Origin of the sequence: Kouleothrix sp. (genome assembly GCF_046328425.1) — a bacterium.
In the GTDB taxonomy this organism is placed as follows: domain Bacteria; phylum Chloroflexota; class Chloroflexia; order Chloroflexales; family Roseiflexaceae; genus Kouleothrix.
Genome location: NZ_JAXLWP010000005.1, coordinates 50,997 through 69,785, shown reverse-complemented (window position 1 = coordinate 69,785; position 18,789 = coordinate 50,997). Strand labels below are relative to the sequence as shown.

The following is an 18,789-nucleotide window of genomic DNA, read 5'->3' as shown; positions in this document are numbered from 1 at the left end:
ATGAAATTCGCCGAGCAGGCTGCGGCCCTCAGGGCTGGCCGCATGCGCGCGGGGCGGAACGCCCGCCGATCGTGTGCTATACTGCCGCCCATGAGCCAAACATACCCGATCCCTGCGCCATTCGCCCGCACGATCGCCGAGCTGTACGGCGACGCCGGGCGGGCATGGCTGGCCGATCTGCCGTCGCGGCTGGCCGCGTGCGCGCGGCGCTGGGACCTGGCGCTCGGGCCGCCTTTCGCGCTCTCGTACAATTACGTCGCGCCGGCCGCGCGCGCCGACGGCACGCCGCTGGTGCTGAAGCTGGGCGTGCCCAACCCCGAGCTGGCGAGCGAGGCGGCCGCGCTGCGCCACTACGCCGGGCGCGGCATCGCGCGCCTGCTCGACGACGACGGCCTCGGCGCGCTGCTGCTCGAGCGGCTGCTGCCCGGCACGGCGCTGGCGGCGATCGAGGACGACGCCGAAGCCACCGCGCTGGCGGCCGAGGTGATGCGCCGGCTGTGGCGCCCGCCGCCGGAGGCCCACCTCTTCCCGACCACCGAGCGCTGGGGCCGCGGCTTTGCGCGGCTGCGCGAGCGCTTCGGCGGCGGCACCGGGCCGCTGCCGCACGCGCTGGTGGCCCGCGCCGAGCGGCTGTTCGCCGACCTGCTGGCCTCGGCGGGCGCGCCCGCGCTGCTGCACGGCGACCTGCACCACGGCAATATTCTCGCGGCCGCGCGCGCGCCCTGGCTGGCGATCGACCCCAAAGGCGTGGTCGGCGAGCCGGCCTACGAGGCCGGGGCACTGCTGCGCAACCCGATCGAGCGCGTGCTGGGCGCGCCGAGCCCGGCCCGGCTGCTGGCCCGCCGCGTCGACATCCTGGCCGACGCGCTGGGCCTCGACCGCGCGCGCCTCGTCGGCTGGGGGCTGGCGCAGGCCGTGCTGAGCGCGTGGTGGTCGATCGAAGACCACGGCTACGGCTGGGAGCGCGCGATTGCGCTGGCCGAGCACCTAAGCCAGTTAGAAGGCTAGCAGGCTGAGCCATTGCAGCCTGCAGCCTGCAGCCTGAAGGGCATCCCGTGATGGAACCAAAGCAGAGCCCATTCTCAAAGGCGCAGCTCGCTGCGATCGCCGCCGAGCACCCGACGCCGTTCTACCTCTACGACGAGCGGGCGATCCGCGCAAACGCGCGCGCGCTGCGGGCGGCCTTCGGCTGGAACGCCGGCTTCCGCGAGTACTTCGCGGTGAAGGCCACGCCGAACCCGTTCATCCTGGCGATCCTGCGCGCCGAGGGCCTCGGCGCAGACTGCAGCTCGCTGCCCGAGCTGCGGCTGGCCGAGCGCGCCGGGCTGCGCGGCGACTGGCTGATGTTCACCTCGAACGACACCCCGGCCGAGGAGTTTCGCGCGGCGCGCGCGCTCGGCGCGGTGATAAACCTCGACGACCTGGGCCACCTCGGGTTTCTCGAGCGCTGCGCCGGCCTGCCCGAGCTGCTGAGCTTCCGCTACAACCCCGGCGCGGCGCGCACCGGCAATGCGATCATCGGGCAGCCGGCCGAGGCCAAGTTCGGGCTAACGCGCGAGCAGCTGTTCGAGGGCTACGCGCTGGCGCGGGAGCGCGGCGTGCGGCGCTTCGGCCTGCACGCCATGGTCGCCTCGAACGAGCTCGACCCGCAGTACTTTGTCGATACCGCGGCCATGCTGTTCGAGCTGGTGGCCGAGCTGCACGCGCGGCTGGGCATCCGCTGCGAGTTTGTGAATATCGGCGGCGGCATCGGCATCGCCTACCGCCCCGAGCAGCGGCCGGTGGAGCTGGCGCTGGTGTCGCGCGGCATCCAGGCGGCCTACGCGGCCACGATCGCCGCGCGCGGCCTGGCGCCGCTGGCGCTGCTGATGGAGTGCGGCCGGCTGATCACCGGGCCGTATGGCTACCTGGTGGCGCGCGTGCGGCACATCAAGCGCGGCTACAAGCGCTTCGCCGGGCTCGACGCGAGCATGGCCGACCTGATGCGGCCGGGCATGTACGGCGCGTACCACCACGTCAGCGTGCCGGGGAAAGAGCACCTGCCGGCCGACGAGCGCTACGACGTGACCGGCTCGCTGTGCGAGAACAACGACAAGTTCGCCATCGACCGGCCGCTGCCGCCGCTTGAGCCGGGCGACCTGCTGGTGATCCACGATGCCGGCGCGCACGGCCACGCGATGGGCTTCAACTACAACGGCAAGCTGCGCCCGGCCGAGCTGCTGCTGCGCGAGGACGAGACGGTGGTGCGGATCCGCCGCGCCGAGACGCTCGACGACTACTTCGCCACGCTGCCGCTCGGCCAGCTGGCGGCGTTTGAGGTATAGGCTTGGTATAAGTTCTAATACCAACCTCCGTTTGATTACTTGTGTTTTCTTGTGCGGCGCCCAGCTTTGCCGGGCGCCACACAAGAAAAAGAAATCGGGGCGGCTTCGCCGCCCCGAACCCCCACCATAATCCAAGCGATCAGCCGGATTTGGTATAAAAGTTCGGGGCGGCTTTGCCGCCCCCGAACCCCCACACATACAGCAGGCGTGAATGAGCTGCTACTGCGGCACCTGCACGCGGCCCTGCAGCGTGGCGCGATACTTCACCGCGCCGTTCGCGCCGTCGCCGGTTTTCTGGGGCGCGCCACCGAAGTAGGTTGGCGGCACGTTGGTATTGACGCGCGTGCCGGCGCCGTACTTCGCCTGCGCCAGCGAGACGTAGGTTTCGACAAACCGCTGGCGCAGCTGCTCGTCGCTGATGCCCGCCGGCGCCTCCAGCTCGATATCGACCTTGTACTCCTGGTCGACAAACACCTGCGGCGTGGCGGTTGGCTGCGCGACCACGCCCGGCAGGAGCTGGCTCGCCAGCGCGCCGGCCTGGTCGGGGAAGGCGAGCGCCGCCGCACCGCCGGCCAGGCCGACCACCAGCAGCAGCACCAGCAGCGCGCACCAGCCCACCGAAAAACCCGCGGCGGCGCGGCGCGGCGGCCGGCGCGCTGATCGGCGCGGGCGCGGCCGGCGGCTGCGGCGCGGGCCTGGCCGGCGCAGCCGCCGGGCGCGGCGGCGCGGCGGCCGGCGCCACCTGCGGCTGCGGCGGCAGCGCCTGCGTGGGTGGTGCGCGGCGCACCTGCGGCTGCGGCGCCGGCAGTGGCCGCAGCGCCGCGCGGAACTCGGCCCCCGACTGGTAGCGATCCTCGGGCTTCATCTGCAGCGCCTTGCCGATCGCGTCGGACGTGCGGCGCGAGACGCTCGGGCGCAGGCCGTAGACCGGCGGGAACGAAAACGGCGGCTCGTCGCGCGGGTCGCGGCCGGTGAGCATGTGGTGCAGCGTCGCGGCCAGCGCGTAGATATCGGAGGTAGGCGCGGCCAGCCCCTGGTACTGCTCGGGCGGCGCGTAGCCGGGCGTGCCGATCTGGGTGCCGCGCTGGGCGCGCTGGAACACCTTGGCGATGCCGAAGTCGATCAGCTTCACGCCGCCGTCGGGCTCGATCATCACATTCGAGGGCTTCATATCGCGGAAGATAATCGGCTCGGGGCGGTGGTTGTGCAGGTAGTTCAGCACATCGCACAGCTGGTCGGCCCAGGCCAGCACCTCGGCCTCGGGCAGCGCGCCGCGCTCGCGGATGATGTCTTCCATATCCTTGCCGCGCACGAAATCCATCGCGAGGTACTGGCGCTCTTCGTCCTTGAAGCTGGCATAGATCCGCGGAATGCGCGGGTGGTTGAGCCGCTTGAGCAGCTGGGCTTCTTCGTTGAAGCGCTCGATCGCCTCGGCCTCTTCCTTCGGGTCGGTGAAGCGGTCGAGCATCTCCTTCACCGCGTACACCTTGCCGTCGTCGCCGAGCGTCTCGTACACCGCACCCTGGCCGCCCTCTTTGATCACGCGGGTAATGTAGTAGCGCGGGCCGGGGTTGTTGAGCACAATATCCTGGCCGCAGTGCTGGCAAAAGTTGGCCCTGCGGAGATTCGGCTTATGACAGTTGGGGCAGAGGATCTGCTGAGCCTCGGCCATTGCGTTCCTCGCGGGCGGCGGCATCACGCTCGCCATAGCATTCTCCTGCGGTAGCGTAGCATATGGCCGCTGAATCGGCAAGCCGCGCCTATGCTGCGACAAGGCTGCTGCGACGTCGGGTTCCCTGCCCCTGCCAGGCGCGCGGGCGAGCGGCGGGGCCGAACGACGTTGCACCAGCTTTTAGTGCGAATCGTCGCATGAATCTACGCTTGGCGCGGGCGCGATGTTGCAGCGCGCCGGCCGACGGGAACGAATGTTGCTATGCGAACGCTACCAGGCGCGCCGCCATATCTTGCGAAGGCGAAAAACGAGCTGCCGCGTTGTTTCCAGGCGTTTGCCAGGCCATGCCAGTTGCGCGCGGGCCGCCTTCGATGATACACTAGCGCAGAGCCGGCCGCAGCGCCACAGCCGCCGTTCCGTTTGCGCCACGCCGATACACCGGCCGGCACAGGAGCACAATGACATCACTCTCGAAAAATATACAGGGCCTGCTGGGCCGTCGCAAGATGCTGACCGACCGCCAGGAGGCGCTGCTCGAGCACGAGCGCCGGGCGCTCGCGGCGCTGCGCGACGCGCTGGCGCGCTTCGGCGCCGACGTGACCCCCGCCGACAGCCGCACGCTCGACGACACCATCGCGCACCTCGACGAGCTGTTTCTGCTGGTGATCGCCGGCGAGTTCAACTCCGGCAAGTCGAGCTTTATCAACGCGCTGCTGGGCGACAAGATCGTGGCCGAGGGCGTGACGCCCACCACCGACCGGATCACGCTGCTGCGCTACGGCGCCGAGCCGGCCGAGCGGCCGATCGAAGAGTTTCTGCTCGAGCGCAGCTTCCCCGCCGACGTGCTCAAGCGCCTGACGATCGTCGATACGCCTGGCACCAACGCGATCATCCGCCGCCACGAAGAGCTGACGCGCGAGTTCATCCCGCGATCCGACCTGGTGCTGTTCGTCACCTCGGCCGACCGGCCGTTCACCGAGAGCGAGCGCGCGTTTCTGGCGGCCATCCAGGAGTGGGGCAAGAAGATCGTGATCGTGCTGAACAAAGCCGACCTGCTCGAGGCCCACGAGGTCGAGACGGTGGTGACGTTTATCCGCGAGAACGCGCGCGGGCTGCTGGGCTTCACCCCCGAGATCTTCCCGGTGTCGGCGCGGCTGGCCCAGCGCGCGCGCGCCGGTGCCGGCGACGAAGCCTGGCAGGCCAGCCGCTTCGAGGCGGTCGAGCGCTACATCCTCGAAACGCTCGACGAAGAGCAGCGCGTGCGCCTCAAGCTGCTCTCGCCGCTGGGCGTGGCCAGCCACCTGAACGACAAATACCTCGCGGCGGCCGAGACGCGGCTGGCCACGCTGCAAGAGGACTTCAGCACGCTCGACAATATCGACCGCCAGCTCGAGCTGTTCCAGGCCGACCTGGGCGAAGACTTTAAGTTCCACCTGGTGGAAGTGCAGAACGTGCTGAACGAGTTCGAGCTGCGCGGCATGCAGTTCTTCGACGAAAGCATCCGCCTGGGCAACATCTTCCGCCTGATGCGCAGCGAGCAGCTGCGCGAGGATTTCGAGAAGCAGGTGGTGGTGGATGTGCCGCAGCAGATCGAGGGCAAGGTTCACGGCCTGATCGACTGGATGATCGACAAAAACCTGCGGCTGTGGCAGTCGGTGATGGACTACCTGCGCCGCGAGCGGCTGCCGCAGCACCGCGCCGGCCTGATCGGCGATATCGGCGGCTCGTTCGACTACAACCGCGGCGCGCTGATCGAGTCGGTGGCGCGCAAGGCCCAGCAGGTAGTGGCCAGCTACGACCGCGAGGCCGAAGCCCAGATGCTGATGGACGATGTGCGCGGCGCGATCGCCGCAACCGCGCTAGCCGAGGCTGGCGCGGTGGGCCTCGGCGCGCTGCTGATCGCGATCTTCCACACCGCCGCGCTCGATTTCACCGGGCTGCTGGCGGCCGGGCTGGTGGCCGGCGTGGGCCTGTTCATCCTGCCGGCCAAGCGCCGCCAGGTGAAGAAAGAGTTCCACAACAAGCTGCTCGACCTGCGCGACCAGCTTGTGGATACCATGCGCCGGCAGTTTGGCGCCGAGCTCGACCAGATGCTCACGCGCATTCGCGAGGCGATCGGGCCATACACGCGCTTCATCCGCTCGCAGCGCGAGCTGCTGCTGAATGTCCAGCGCGAGCTTTCGGATGTCGACGTGGAGCTAGGCCGCCTGAAGGCCGAGATCGGGCAATGAGGCGCCGAGCAATGAGGGGCGCTGCCCCTCATTGCCGCTAGCGAGGGGGCGAGCATGCAGCCGAACGGCATCATCACGCTGACGACCGACTTCGGCGCGACCGACAGCTACGTCGGCTCGATGAAGGGCGTGATCCTGAGCATTGCGCCGCAGGCCCGGCTGATCGACATCACCCACGAGATCGGCCCGCAGGATACCCACCAGGCCGCGTATGTCGTCCAGACCTTCTACAGCTACTTCCCGCCCGGCACCATCCACTTGGTGATCGTCGACCCCGGCGTTGGCAGCACGCGCCGCGCGATCGCGCTCGGCACGCCCGAGGCGATCTTCGTGGCGCCCGACAACGGCGTGCTGACGTATGTGTGGCGCGACGCGCTCGACCGCTTCGGCGCGGGTGCGTGCCAGGTGCACGAGCTGGCCGAGCCGCGCTTCTGGCTGGCGAATATCAGCAATACCTTTCATGGCCGCGACCTGTTCGCGCCGACGGTGGCGCACCTGGCCGGCGGCGTGCCGATCCAGGCGCTCGGCCCGCGCCTGGCCGGGCTCACCGAGGCCGACCTCGAGCAGCCGAGCCAGAGCCGCAATGGCGGGCTGGCCGGGCGGATCATCCACGTCGATCATTTCGGCAACTGCATCACCAACATCACCCCGGCGCACCTCGAGCAGGCCGGCCTGAGCGAGCGGCTGGTCGTGCGGATCATCGACCAGCGCATCGCCGGCCTGGGGCGCACCTTCGCCGACGCGCCGGTTGGCGCGCTGATCGCGCTGATCGGCAGCAACAACCGGCTCGAGCTGGCGGTGCGCAACGGCAGCGCGGCGCAAACACTGGGCGTTGGCATCGGCGATACTGTGCGCGTCGACCCGGCGGCTAGCTAGCGGTCGGGCGCGGCTGCCGGCAAGGCGGAGCTGCGGCGGCGGGCATGCCACTCGGCCGCCTGCACCAGCACAATCGTCAGCGCCAGCCAGATCGCGCCGGCTAAAAACCCGCCGATCACGTCGGTCGGGTAGTGCACGCCAAAATACACCCGCGATGTGCCGACGCCCAGCACCAGCAGCGCGGCCGCCAGCCCAAGCGCCAGGCGGCTGCCGCGCTTGTGCAGCAGCTGCATGCCGATATAGGCCAGCATGCCGTAGCAGGCGATCGAGCCCATGGAGTGGCCGCTGGGGAAGCTGTAGCTGGTGAGGTGCAGCGGCCCATCGAACAGATCGGGCCGCACGCGCTGAAAGATCGCCTTGAGCAGCTGGTTCAGCAGGCCGGCGCCACCCCCGGCCAGCGCCAGCCCAAACGCGTCGATCCAGCGCCGCAGACGCAGCAGCGCCGCGCCAACAAATACCAGCAGCGGCGCAAGCACCGCTACGTCGCCCAGCGTGGTGAACAGCAGCATCAGCTGGTTCAGCGCCGGGCTCCAGTAGCCGTGCAGCAGCGTAATCAGGCCATCGTCGAAGCGCACGAACTGGTCGGCGAGCACGCCGCGCGCCAGCCAGCCGAAGCCAAGCGTGGCCAGCAGGCAGAACAGCGCGCCAAGCAGCAGGTAGGTGCCAAATGTGCCGAACGGCAGCAGCCGGTGGGCTTGCTCGGGCGCGCCCGGCTGCGGTGCTACGTGTGTCTCGCTCATAGGGTTGCCCTAAGTTTACAGGCCCGCGCCAGCCACCAGCGGCGCCGCACGCGCGGGCGGCGTGCAGGCCAGCATGAGGGCACATACGCGCTCTTGCTGGCGGTATAATACCAAATTCGCTTGATTACCAACACTTTGGTGGGGGTTTGGGGGCGGCAGAGCCGCCCCCTAATTTCTTTTGGCACGACGTGGCGAAGCCACGTCGTGCAACACAATCTCTAGGTGATCAAGCGAACAACGTATAAGCACGCACTATGCCAGCGCCAGCCGCAGCAAGGCCGGCGCGCGAAGCTGCTATAATTCGCGGCAGATTCGGCCTGCACAGCCTGGGGAGGCGCTATGTCAGAGGTGATCACCAGCATCGGCGAGATCCTGATCGACTTCTTGCCAATTGTTGAGAATGGCGCGACGGTAGGCTTTCGGATGCACGTGGGCGGGTCGCCATACAATGTGGCGATGGGAGTGGCGCGGCTGGGCCAGCCGGTGGCCTTTGCCGGCAAGATCGCCACCGATTTCTTTGGCCGTTTTATGCGCGACCACGTCGAGCGCGAGGGCATTGATACGCGCTTCCTGGTGAACGCCGACGCGCTCACTACGCTGGCGTTCGTGGCCTACGAGCACGGCGAGCCGGCCTACTCGTTCTATGGCGAGGGCGCGGCCGACACGCTGGTGAAGCCCGAAGATCTGCCCGAGGCGCTGTTCGACGACACGCGCATCCTGCACTTCGGCTCGATCAGCTTGCTGCGCGGCAGCACGCCAGCGGCGGTGGAGTACGCGGCCAGGCGCCTGAAGGGCCAGGCGCTGCTCTCGTTCGACCCGAACCTGCGGCCGGGGCTGGTGCGCGACGAGGCGGCCTACCGCGCGCTGCTCGAGCGGCTGTTCCGCCAGGCCGACCTGGTGAAGATCAGCTCGGCCGACCTGGCCTGGCTGATGCCGGGTGTGCCGCTGCCCGAGGCTGCCGCTGCGCTGCGCGCCTACGGCCCGGCGCTGGTGGTGGTGACGCGCGGCGGCGAGGGCGCGCTGGCGCTGCGCGCGGGCGACAACCAGGCCTATACCACGCCGGGTGTGCCGGTCGACGTGATCGACACCATCGGTGCAGGCGACTCGTTCAATGGCGGGCTGCTGGCGGCGCTGTACGAGCGCGGCGCCACCTCGCGCCCGGCGCTCGAGGCGCTTTCAGGCGCGCAGGTCGTCGAGTGCCTGCGCTTTGCCGCTACCGTCGCGGCGATCACCTGCTCGCGCGCGGGCGCCGACCCGCCCACCCGCGCCGAGGTGCAGGTGTAGCGGGATTATGCCTGCGCCCGCCACCACTCGCACTGGTTGCGCCCGGCTTGCGCCATGGTGCTCGTGAGCCCTTGTAGCTCTTTGCAGCGCGTTTCGTTGCGGAAAGCGCAATTATTGCAGCAGTGCACCGGCGCGTGGCACTGCCAGCAGAACGCGGCCACGCTGTACACCGACGCGCCGCACTGGTAGCAGGCCAGCTCGTCGACTTCGTCGGCGCTACGTGGCGGTGGCGGAACCCACTCGCCAGCCGGCGCGCTGGCCTGGCGCGCGCGCAGCAGCTCGAGGCCCTGGCGCGCGGCGGTGTTGCCGGGGTTCAGCGCCAGCACATTTTCGAGCGCCACCTGCTGGTCGGCCGGGTCGTCGACGGCGCCGCTAAGCCATAGCCATGCCAGCTCGTTGGCCTCGTCGCGCTCGATCACCCGCATCAGTAGCCCTTGCGCGTCGGCGCGGCGGCCCTCGCGTACTGCCACGGCGCCGTCGTAGAGCAATCGGGCGAGATCGTCGCTCATATCCCCTCCGGAAATGGCGCGAGCTGAAAGGCGAGCAGGTTGTGCACCAAAGGCAAGGCCGTGCAGGTGCACACCTGCGGGCGTTCAACCCGGCAAAGTTGCTGAACCGGCCGCGCGCAGCGCCGCGATCAGATCTTGCTCCTGGTCTTCGAGCACGCTGCGCATATCGAGCAGCAGCCGGCCTTCGGCGATGCGGCCCACCACCGGCGGGCGGCCCTGGCGCAGCCGCTGGGCCAGCGCGTCGGGCGGGCCAGGCGGCGCCACGGCAAAGCTCGGCAGCGTCGCGCCAGGCAGCGAGCCACCGCCCACCGCGCTCGCGCACGCCACCACCTCGGCGCCAACTGCCGCCGCCACGCGCTCGGCGCGCGCGCGCAGCGCGGCCGGGCTGGCCGCGATCATCCGCCACACCGGGATCTCCTCGGCCGCCCGGCCGCGCGCGTAGGCCAGCAGCGTCGCCTCCAGCCCGGCCAGCGTGGTTTTATCGACGCGCAGGGCGCGCGCCAGCGGGTGCTTGCGCAGCTGGCCGACAAGCGCTGCCCGCCCGACGATCAGGCCGGCCTGCGGCCCACCCAGCAGCTTGTCGCCGCTGAACGTCACCAGGTCGGCGCCGGCGGCCACGCTTTCCTGCACCGTCGGCTCGGGCGCCAGGCCGTAGGGCGCGGTCGGCAGCAGCGTGCCGCTGCCCAGGTCGTCGAGCAGGGGCACCCCGCGCGCGCGCGCCAGCTCGGCCAGATCGGCCAGCGCGGCCTCGTGCACAAAGCCCACCAGCCGGAAGTTGCTCGTGTGCACGCGCAGCAGCAGCGCGCTGCGCTCGCCAATCGCCGCGGCGTAATCGTGGGCGTAGGTGCGGTTGGTGGTGCCCACCTCCACCAGCGCCGCGCCGCTCTGGCGCAGCACATCGGGGATGCGAAAGCCGCCGCCGATCTCGACAGCCTGGCCGCGCGAGACGATCACCTCGCGGCCGGCGGCCAGGGCGCTCAGCGCCAGCACGATCGCGGCGGCGTTGTTGTTCACGGCCAGCGCGGCCTCGGCCCCGGTGAGCCGGCACAGCAGCCCGGCAAGGTGGTCGTAGCGCGAGCCGCGCGCGCCGGCCGCGAGGTCGTACTCGAGGTTCGAGTAGCCCTGGCCGACCTCGCGCATGGCTTGCAGCGCGGCCTGGCTGAGCGGCGCGCGCCCGAGGTTGGTTTGGATGATCACGCCGGTGGCGTTGATCAGCGGCAGCAGCGCGGGGCGCGTGGCCGCGCGCGCGCGCGCCACCACCGCCTCGGCCAGCGCCGGCAGCGCGGGGGCCGCCGCGCCCGCCCCGATCAGCGACCGGGCAGCCGCAAGCTCGGCGCGCGCCAGCTGCACCACCACGTCGCGCGCCGGCGCGTCGCCATCCAGCCGGGCGAGCGCGGCTTCGGCCAGCGCGTCGACGCCCGGCAAATTACGGTAGGCAGAGGTCACGGCGGCTCCAGCAGCTTACGGGCGCTTGTCCGGCCGTATTGTACCATCTCTGCCCGCCCGGTGCAGCGGCACGGGATGTGCTGCCAGCTGGCGCGTGCCCAACGGGCATCGCGCTGGCGGCAATGCTACGCTGCAGCAGGCGCGCTCGCCCAATCGCATAGCGCGCACGGAAGGAGAAAACCCATGCCTCGAAACCGTTGGTTCGTCGCCCTCGCCAGCCTGGCGTTCGTCGCCACGCTCACGCTTATGGGCGCGGCCATGCGCCCGACCGCATCGGCCAGCCCGGCGGCGCAGCTCGAAACGCCCACCGCCACGATCAGCGAGACCGCGACATTCACGCCCACCGAGACGCTCGTGCCGACCGAGACCGTCACGCCCACGGCGACGCCATTCGACATCACGCCAACCACCACGGCGACGCCATTCGACATCACGCCAACCACCACGGCCACCGCCACGCCCGGCGGCGCGGCTACGCGGCGCTTCTGGAGCTACACCGCCGCGTTCTCCTGCGGCGACCAGTCGAGCCCGATCTCGGGCACGCTCGGGCTGGCGCCCGGCCGCTACGCCACCACGATCAGCATTCACAACCCATACTACCGCGGCCAGCTGTCGGTGTACCGGCAGGCGCTGCTGCTGGTGAGCGGGGGCCAGGCGGTGGGCCGCGCGCCGGCGCAGGCGCAGGCGCAGGTGTTCAGCGGGCCGGTGAACCTGAGCGACGGCAGCGCCACGCTCGAAGACTGCGCCAGCATCTGGGCGCTGGCGAACCCCGGCGTCACGCCGCCCGCGCCCATGCCGCTGATGACCGGCTACCTGGCGATCGTCAGCCCGCGCGAGCTCGACGTGGTGAGCACGCTGACGAGCGCGCCGGCCGACGACGCCCAGACGCTCGGCGCGCCGGCCGTGAGCATGCTCAGCGTGCCGGGCAAGCGCGCGACGCTGCCGGCAAGCGCGCTCCCTGGCGGCGTTTTCCCGCCCGACGACCAGTTTGTCGAGGATGCGCAGCCGGCGCAGTAGCCGGCAGAGGCGCAGAGAGCGCGAGCGGGCAACCGCTCGCGCTCTCTTGCCAAGCACCGCCGCTAGCCGCGCGGCACCAGAAACAAAAACGTCACAATATTCGCGGCGAACACCACGCGCATGCGGTACGACACCGCGCGAATGCGCTCGGGGCTGTGGTCGCGCCAGAGCGCGCGTGCCGCCAGGCCGATCGGCAGCAGCGAGGTGAGCAGCAGGCAGGCCAGGTAGAACGCCGGGTAGGCCACGTACCACACCGCCGAAGCCAGCAGCAGCAGCGCCAGCAGCGCCAGCCCCAGGCACAGCCCCAGCACCGGCCGCGCGCCCAGCAGCATCGCCAGCGTCACGCGGCCGCCGACACGGTCGCCCGCCACATCCCCAGCAGTCCCTAGCAGCTCGCGCGCCAGAATAAACGTAAACGAGCTGGCGAACGGCACGATCGGGAACACGCCATCCCGAGCGACACAATAGCCGGCCGAGAGCGTCAGCGCGCACAGCAGCGCCACGAGCGCATTCCCCAGCAGCGGCACCCGGCGCGCCCACAGGTTATACAGCGCCGAGCCCGCCAGCGCGCCAAGCGTCAGCAGCAGCATCCGCGGCCCGGCCAGCGCGCCCAACGCTACGCTCAGCAGGCACAGCAGCGCCACCAGCCACTTGGCCTGGGCCAGGCCGATCCGCCCCGAGGGGATCGGGCGGCGCGGCGCGTTCACCCGGTCGACCGGCTCGTCGACAATGTCGTTGAAGGCGTTGGCAAAGCCGATCGCGCAGGCCACGGTGAGCGCGGCCAGCAGCGCCTCGGGCTGAAACGGCTCGAAGCGCCGGATCGCGAGCCAGTAGCCCTCCAGCGCCATTGCGAACACAATCGCGCACAGTGTGAAGCGCGTGATCTCCAGGTACGGTCGCACAGGCATCCTCGCAAGCGCATTGCTGATAATCCGATGAGACGATTTTGCTGGCTGGCGCCACCTATGTCATAATAGCGTACCCGCAACGTTTTTGCTATAGACAGGCTCGGCCACCAGCAACACCGCCAGCGCCCACCCCACGAGGCCTGCATATTCGCCGCCTGCGAGGTTCGAAAGCTATGGAAACGCTCGCTGCATACCTGCCCCCGGATCGGCAGCTGGCCCTGGCGTCGGGCGCGCATCTGGCCGATCGCGCCAGCGGCGCCGCGCTGTTTGCCGATATCTCGGGCTTCACCCCGCTCACCTCGGCGCTGGCGCGCGAGCTTGGCCCGCAGCGCGGCGCCGAAGAGCTGACGCGCCAGCTCAACTTTGTCTACGGCGCGCTGATCGCCGAAGTCGAGCGCTACGGCGGCAGCGTGATCTCGTTCAGCGGCGACGCGATCACCTGCTGGTTTGATGAAAGCTTCGAGCTCGCTGCTTTGAGCGCCGAGCCGGATGCCGCCGATGCGCAGAACGCGAAGCGCAAGGCGCAAACATCGGCCGCGCTGCGCGCCGCCGCCTGCGCCCTGGCGATGCAGGCGGCCATGCGCCAGTTCGCGGCGCTGGCCACGCCGGGCGGCGCCAGCTTCGCCATCCAGATCAAGATCGCGATCAGCTCGGGCACCTGCCGCCGCTTCCTGGTGGGCAACCGGCACATCCAGCTGATCGATGTGCTGGCCGGGTCGATCCTCGACCGGATCTCGGCGGCGCAGCAGCACGCGCTCCCCGGCGACGTGCTGATCGGCGCCGACGAGGCGCGCGTGCTGGGCGCGGCCCTGCGCCTGCGCGGCTGGCGCCCCGGCGCCGACAGCCGCGAGTTCGCCGTGGTGGCCAGCCTGGCGCAGCCGGTGGCGCCGCAGCCCTGGCCGGCGCTGCCCGCGCTCGGCCCCGAGGCGGCGCGCGAGTGGCTGCTGCCGCCGGTCTACCAGCGCCTGCGCCGTGGCGAGGGCCAGTTCCTGGCCGAGCTGCGCGCCACAACCGCGCTGTTCCTTACCTTCAGCGGCGTGAACTACGACCACGACCCCGACGCCGGCGCCCGGCTCGACGCGTTTGTGAGCTGGGCGCAGGCGCGCCTGGCCCAGTACGAGGGCCACCTGCTGCAGCTGACGGTTGGCGACAAGGGTAGCTACCTGTACGCCTCGTTTGGCGCGCCGACCGCCCACGAAGACGATCCCGCCCGCGCGATCGCCGCCGCGCTGGCGCTGCTGGCCACGCCGCCCGAGCTGAGCTTCATCCACGACATACGCGTGGGCATCAGCCAGGGCCAGATGCACGCCGGCGCGTATGGCGGCCCAACCCGCCGCACCTACGGCGTGCTCGGCAACGATGTGAATGTCGCCGCGCGGCTGATGACCTTCGCCCGCCCAGGCCAGATCCTCGCCACCCAGCGCGCCGCGCTCGCGGCCGCGCAGCTATACGAGTTCGACGACCTCGGCGCGGTGACGCTCAAAGGCCACCCCGAGGCGATCCAGGTGTACGCCGTGGTCGGCCGCCGCCCCGAGCGCCCCGATGCCCAGCTCAAGGGCCGGGCGCTCACCGCCATGGTCGGCCGCGCCGATGAGCGCGCGCGCCTGGCCGATCGGCTGCACGCCGCCCTGGCCGGCCTCGGCGGCACGCTGCTGATCGAGGGCGAGGCTGGCATCGGCAAATCGCGCCTGGCCGCCGACCTGGCCGAGCATGCTGCGGCGCTTGGCATCACCGTGCTCCACGGCGCCGGCGAGTCGATCGAGGCAGCTACGCCCTACTACGCCTGGCGCCCGATCTACCGCCAGCTGTTCGGCCTCGACGACAGCGCCGACGCGGCCACAGCGCTGGCGCATGTGCGCGCGCGCCTGCCCGACGCATCCGCGCTGAACGAGCGCCTGCCGCTGCTGAACGCAGTGCTGCCGCTGGCGCTGCCCGATAGCGCCCTGACCAGCCAGATGAGCGGCGAGGTGCGGATCGCCAACACCCAGGAGCTGCTGATCGGCATCCTGGCCCGCGCGCCACGCGCCACCGCCGCGCTGCTGGTGGTGCTCGAAGACGCCCACTGGATCGACTCGGCCTCGTGGGCGCTGGCGCTGCAGGCCCAGCGCGACCTGCCCGATATGCTGCTGGTGCTCACCAGCCGCCCGCTCGAGCTTGGCCCCGGCTCGGCCGCGCCCGAAGGCTACCGCCGGCTCATGGCCGCGCCCGCCGCCGAGCGCCTCCTGCTCGGCGCGCTCGGCGCCGGCGAGACCATTGCGCTCGTGTGCCAGCGCCTCGGCGTGGCCAGCATCCCGCACCAGGTCGCCGAGCTCATCCGCCAGCGCGCCGAGGGCCACCCGTTCTTCAGCGAAGAGCTGGCCTTCGCGCTGCGCGACGCCGGCCTGATCCGCGTCAGCGGCGGCCAGTGCTCGCTCGCGCCCGAGGCCGGCGACCTGCGCGCGCTCGACTTCCCCCAGACGATCCAGGGCGTGATCACCAGCCGCATCGACCGGCTGCCGCTCTCGCAGCAGCTGACGCTGAAGGTCGCCAGCGTGATCGGCCGGATCTTTCTGCAGCGCACGCTCCAGAGCGTCCACCCGATCGAGAGCGACCGGCCATACCTGCACGATTACCTCAGTGCGCTTGAGCGCCTCGACATCACCCCGCTCGAGCGGCCCGAGCCCGACCTGGCGTATATCTTCAAGCACGCGATCATCCAGGATGTCGCCTACAACATGCTGCTGTTCGCACAGCGCTGGGAGCTGCACCGCCATATCGCCGAGTGGTACGAGCAAACCTACGCCGACGATCTGGCGCCCTACTACCCGCTGCTGGCGCACCACTGGCTGAGCGCCGTCGAGTCGCGCCAGGCCGACGTGGCGCTGGTGCTGAAGGCGATCGACTACCTGGAAAAGGCCGGCGAGCACGCCCTGCGCAGCTACGCCAACCAGGAGGCCATCCGCTTTTTCGGCCAGGCGCTCGAGCTCGCTCAGTCGCTGCCGCAGGCGCCCGAGGCGCCGCGGATCGAGCAGCTGCGCCTGGCGCACTGGGCGCGCCAGCTCGGCGAGGCCTATAAGAATATCGGCATGCTGGCCGAGAGCCGCGAGCAGCTCGAGCGCGCGCTGAGCATTCTCGGCCGGCCGCTGCCGACAAACGCACGCGCCCAGGTCGCCGGCATGCTCGCGGCCATGCTGCGCCAGGCCGGGCGGCGCGTTCGCCTGGGCGGCGTGGGCCACCCCGACGCCGCGACGCGCGCGGTCGAGCTCGAAGCCTCGCATGTTTACCTGACGCTGTCTTCGCTGTATTATGTGCTGAACGAGATTGGTCTGGTGCTGTATACGCTGCTGCAGGCGGTGAACCTGGCCGAGCGCGCCGGCCCTTCGCCCGAGCTGGCCGAGGCGTATTCGGGCATGGCCGTGGTGGCCGGCCTCATCCCGCTGCACAACACTGCCGAAACCTACGCGCGCCTGGCCGAAGCCACAGCCCACCAGCTCGACCGGCTGACCACCTCGGCGTTTGTGTTCACGCGCGTGAGCCTGTACCGCGGCGGGGTGGGCCAGTGGGAGAGCGTGATCCGCGATTGCCGCCAGGCAATCGCCATCGCCGAGCGCCTTGGCGACCAGGCGCTGTGGGGCGAGGCGGTGGCGATCATGCGCGGCAGCACCGGCTTCACCGGCAACCTTGTCGCGAGCGATCAGCTGGCCGGCGAGCTGTACGATACGGCCCGGCGCAACAGCCACCAGCTGCACGAGGTCTGGGGCCTGAGCCAGCTGGCGTCGAGCAAGCTGCTGCTCGGGCAGATCGACCAGGCGTTCGAGATGGCCACGCAGTGCCTGGCGCGGATCGACGCGACCGGCGTGGCCGATGAGCTGAACCGCATCACGGCCTATGGCGTGATGGCCACGGCGCAGCTGTGGCGCGGCAACCACGCCGAAGCGCGCCAGCTGGCCGACGTGACGGCGAGGCTGCTGCCGGCCTCGGGGCGCACCAGCTACGCGGTGTTTGAAAGCTACATGAGTGTGGCCGAAGTCTACCTGATGCTGTGGGAGAAAGCGCGGTCGGCCGCGACAGACGATGCCGCGTCGCTGCGCGCGGCGGCGCGCCAGGCATGCCGGGCGCTGTGGCGCTTCGCGCGGATCTACCCGATCGCGCTGCCGCGCGCCTGGATGCACCAGGGCCAATTTCACTGGCTGAACGGCCGGCCGGAGCGCGCGCACGCGGCCTGGCACACCAGCGCCGACCTAGCCCGCCGCATGCAGATGCGCTACCACCAGGGCCTGGCGCACTTCGAGATCGGCCGCCACCTGCCGGCCGATCTGCCCGAGCAGCGCGCGCAGCTGCACCGCGCCCGCGAGCTGTTCGAGCAGACAGGCGGCGCCCACGCGCTCGCCGAGGTGCGCGCGCTGCTCGCATAAATGCCGCGCGCCACCGGCAGCTGTCTCAGAAAGGTGGCCTGGAGAAGCTTCGACGACCAAGCCCCAGGCCCGAGCAATAAGTGTTTACGACTTCCGCCGTTGGCGGGCTCAGCCTTCGGCAGAGCGGCACCTGATTCTCTAGAGGTGTGCGATTTTTCCGCGCTCCGCGCGGAAAAATCGCACACAGCTGCCGTTGGCAAAAGCGCCCGATTGCGGGAGCCGAACAAGGCAATTGCGTAGATCCTAATGTTAACAGGAGCCGTGCCCATGCCCTCACCGAGCTTCGTGATCTTTGAGATCGGCCTGTACGTGCTGGCGGTGCTCTGCCTGATCCACGCCTGGCGGCGCGGCCTGCACCTGGTGCTCGGCATCGTGGCCGGCTGCATCCACGGCTTCGTCACCGAAAATGTGGCGATCACCCGGCTGCACGAATACTACTACAACCGTTTCCTGATCATGCTGTGCAGCAACCCTGGCGGCTGGGGCGTGGCGGTGAAGTGCGTCGCGCCGAACGGCTGCGTGCCGCTGGTGGTGCCGCTGCTCGAGGGCGTGCTGATCTACGCCGCCATGAGCACCACCGACCAGCTCAACCTTTCGTGGCGGCTGCGCCCGCTGCTCGACGGCCTGCTGGCCATGACGATCGACTTCGCGCTCGATCCGGTGGTGAGCATTGGCACGAAGTGCCTCACGGCCGACCTGCCGCAGCTGAATCTGCACGGCCTGGGCTTCTGGATCTGGCAGGTGCGGCCGCCGCAAGAGGCTACGCTGGGTGTGAACCTGAACAACTTCGCCGGCTGGTTCCTCGGCACCGCTGTGTTCTCGTTCGTGCTGCGCGCCTGCCGCCGCTGGATTCAGCCGCGCTGGCCGGGCCTGGCAGGCAAGCTGGCCGCGGCGCTGGCCGCGGTGGTGGCCACCCAGCTGGTGCTATTCGTCGTGGTCGAGATCTACACCCTGCTGGTCAACTTGCTGTTCGGCCAGCAGTGGATCGTGTTTTCGATCATGATCGCTGCGGCGGTGCTGGTGCTGCTGCGCGGCGCGGCGGCCCTGCGCCACGACAGCCCGATCGACTGGACATTGCTGGCGGTGCCGGGCTTTCTGATGCTGTTCACGCTCGGCGCGCTGCTGCTGAGCGGCCTGTACCAGCTGCGGCCGCTGCTGCTGGCGCTGTGGCTGGTGCTGTTCGTCATCGCCGGCATAGGCTTCACGCTGCCCTACTGGCAGCGCTCGGCCGCGCGCCAGTCGAGCGGCAGCCCGGCCTGATCTGAGAAGTTGTTTGAAAAGGGTGGTTTGGAGGGACTTCGTCCCTCCAAGTATCCACTTTTCTGGCGGGTGGCGGCCACATTCGTGGCCGCCACCCGCCAGAAGGGAGTGCGAGGGGCATAGCCCCT

Annotated in this window: 13 protein-coding genes; 8 read left to right on the top strand and 5 right to left on the bottom strand. The window is 70.1% G+C overall.

Going from position 1 to position 18,789, the window contains the following annotated elements; genetic code table 11:
- Positions 1–90: 90 nt before the first annotated feature.
- On the top strand, positions 91–1,008 hold the full coding sequence (locus U0177_RS05010) for an aminoglycoside phosphotransferase family protein (protein ID WP_409569501.1): 918 nt from the start codon (positions 91–93) through the stop codon (positions 1,006–1,008).
- Positions 1,009–1,058: 50 nt separating this feature from the next.
- Positions 1,059–2,324 carry a diaminopimelate decarboxylase gene (locus tag U0177_RS05005; protein ID WP_409569500.1) on the top strand — a complete coding sequence of 422 codons (1,266 nt, stop codon included), beginning with the start codon at positions 1,059–1,061 and terminating at the stop codon, positions 2,322–2,324.
- Positions 2,325–2,463: 139 nt separating this feature from the next.
- Here U0177_RS05005 and U0177_RS05000 read toward each other — a convergent pair whose 3' ends face one another.
- On the bottom strand, positions 2,464–4,032 hold the full coding sequence (locus U0177_RS05000; protein ID WP_409569499.1) for a serine/threonine-protein kinase: 1,569 nt from the start codon (positions 4,030–4,032) through the stop codon (positions 2,464–2,466).
- A gap of 422 nt (positions 4,033–4,454) precedes the next feature.
- Between U0177_RS05000 and U0177_RS04995 the strand changes: the two genes are divergently transcribed.
- Both U0177_RS04995 and U0177_RS04990 read left to right on the top strand, forming a co-directional pair.
- Positions 4,455–6,227 carry a dynamin family protein gene (locus tag U0177_RS04995; protein WP_409569498.1) on the top strand — a complete coding sequence of 591 codons (1,773 nt, stop codon included), beginning with the start codon at positions 4,455–4,457 and terminating at the stop codon, positions 6,225–6,227.
- A gap of 54 nt (positions 6,228–6,281) precedes the next feature.
- Positions 6,282–7,103, top strand: coding sequence for an S-adenosyl-l-methionine hydroxide adenosyltransferase family protein (locus tag U0177_RS04990; RefSeq protein ID WP_409569497.1), 822 nt, complete (start codon positions 6,282–6,284; stop codon positions 7,101–7,103).
- On the opposite strand, the gene U0177_RS04985 is transcribed toward U0177_RS04990, so the two are convergent.
- On the bottom strand, positions 7,100–7,843 hold the full coding sequence (locus U0177_RS04985) for a phosphatase PAP2 family protein (RefSeq protein ID WP_409569496.1): 744 nt from the start codon (positions 7,841–7,843) through the stop codon (positions 7,100–7,102). The genes U0177_RS04990 and U0177_RS04985 overlap by 4 nt on opposite strands.
- A gap of 339 nt (positions 7,844–8,182) precedes the next feature.
- Here U0177_RS04985 and U0177_RS04980 point away from each other — a divergent pair, with 339 nt between their 5' ends.
- Positions 8,183–9,127 (top strand): carbohydrate kinase family protein, encoded by a 945-nt coding sequence (locus U0177_RS04980; RefSeq protein ID WP_409569495.1) that lies wholly within the window; start codon positions 8,183–8,185, stop codon positions 9,125–9,127.
- A gap of 5 nt (positions 9,128–9,132) precedes the next feature.
- Here the strand turns inward: U0177_RS04980 and U0177_RS04975 are convergent, their stop codons facing one another.
- Positions 9,133–9,636: a tetratricopeptide repeat protein gene (locus U0177_RS04975; protein WP_409569494.1), complete on the bottom strand. Its 504-nt coding sequence runs from the start codon at positions 9,634–9,636 to the stop codon at positions 9,133–9,135.
- Positions 9,637–9,720: 84 nt separating this feature from the next.
- A complete protein-coding gene (gene selA, locus U0177_RS04970; protein ID WP_409569493.1) occupies positions 9,721–11,082 on the bottom strand; it encodes an L-seryl-tRNA(Sec) selenium transferase in 1,362 nt (453 codons plus the stop codon).
- A gap of 183 nt (positions 11,083–11,265) precedes the next feature.
- Between selA and U0177_RS04965 the strand changes: the two genes are divergently transcribed.
- The gene (locus U0177_RS04965) at positions 11,266–12,099 is read left to right on the top strand and encodes a hypothetical protein (protein WP_409569492.1); all 834 of its coding nucleotides are present in this window, start codon (positions 11,266–11,268) and stop codon (positions 12,097–12,099) included.
- A 62-nt stretch (positions 12,100–12,161) separates the two neighbouring features.
- Here U0177_RS04965 and U0177_RS04960 read toward each other — a convergent pair whose 3' ends face one another.
- A complete protein-coding gene (locus U0177_RS04960) occupies positions 12,162–13,001 on the bottom strand; it encodes a UbiA family prenyltransferase (protein WP_409569491.1) in 840 nt (279 codons plus the stop codon).
- 179 nt (positions 13,002–13,180) lie between these two features.
- Between U0177_RS04960 and U0177_RS04955 the strand changes: the two genes are divergently transcribed.
- Together U0177_RS04955 and U0177_RS04950 are read left to right on the top strand one after the other, a co-directional pair.
- On the top strand, positions 13,181–17,401 hold the full coding sequence (locus U0177_RS04955) for an AAA family ATPase (RefSeq protein ID WP_409569490.1): 4,221 nt from the start codon (positions 13,181–13,183) through the stop codon (positions 17,399–17,401).
- 267 nt (positions 17,402–17,668) lie between these two features.
- The gene (locus tag U0177_RS04950; protein ID WP_409569489.1) at positions 17,669–18,661 is read left to right on the top strand and encodes a hypothetical protein; all 993 of its coding nucleotides are present in this window, start codon (positions 17,669–17,671) and stop codon (positions 18,659–18,661) included.
- Positions 18,662–18,789 lie beyond the last annotated feature (128 nt).

Coding starts and splice junctions, on each gene's coding strand:
- U0177_RS05010 (WP_409569501.1), top strand. CDS start 91: ATGAGCCAAACATACCCGATCCCTGCGCCATTCGCCCGCACGATCGCC.
- U0177_RS05005 (WP_409569500.1), top strand. CDS start 1,059: ATGGAACCAAAGCAGAGCCCATTCTCAAAGGCGCAGCTCGCTGCGATC.
- U0177_RS05000 (WP_409569499.1), bottom strand. CDS start 4,032: ATGGCGAGCGTGATGCCGCCGCCCGCGAGGAACGCAATGGCCGAGGCT.
- U0177_RS04995 (WP_409569498.1), top strand. CDS start 4,455: ATGACATCACTCTCGAAAAATATACAGGGCCTGCTGGGCCGTCGCAAG.
- U0177_RS04990 (WP_409569497.1), top strand. CDS start 6,282: ATGCAGCCGAACGGCATCATCACGCTGACGACCGACTTCGGCGCGACC.
- U0177_RS04985 (WP_409569496.1), bottom strand. CDS start 7,843: ATGAGCGAGACACACGTAGCACCGCAGCCGGGCGCGCCCGAGCAAGCC.
- U0177_RS04980 (WP_409569495.1), top strand. CDS start 8,183: ATGTCAGAGGTGATCACCAGCATCGGCGAGATCCTGATCGACTTCTTG.
- U0177_RS04975 (WP_409569494.1), bottom strand. CDS start 9,636: ATGAGCGACGATCTCGCCCGATTGCTCTACGACGGCGCCGTGGCAGTA.
- U0177_RS04965 (WP_409569492.1), top strand. CDS start 11,266: ATGCCTCGAAACCGTTGGTTCGTCGCCCTCGCCAGCCTGGCGTTCGTC.
- U0177_RS04955 (WP_409569490.1), top strand. CDS start 13,181: ATGGAAACGCTCGCTGCATACCTGCCCCCGGATCGGCAGCTGGCCCTG.
- U0177_RS04950 (WP_409569489.1), top strand. CDS start 17,669: ATGCCCTCACCGAGCTTCGTGATCTTTGAGATCGGCCTGTACGTGCTG.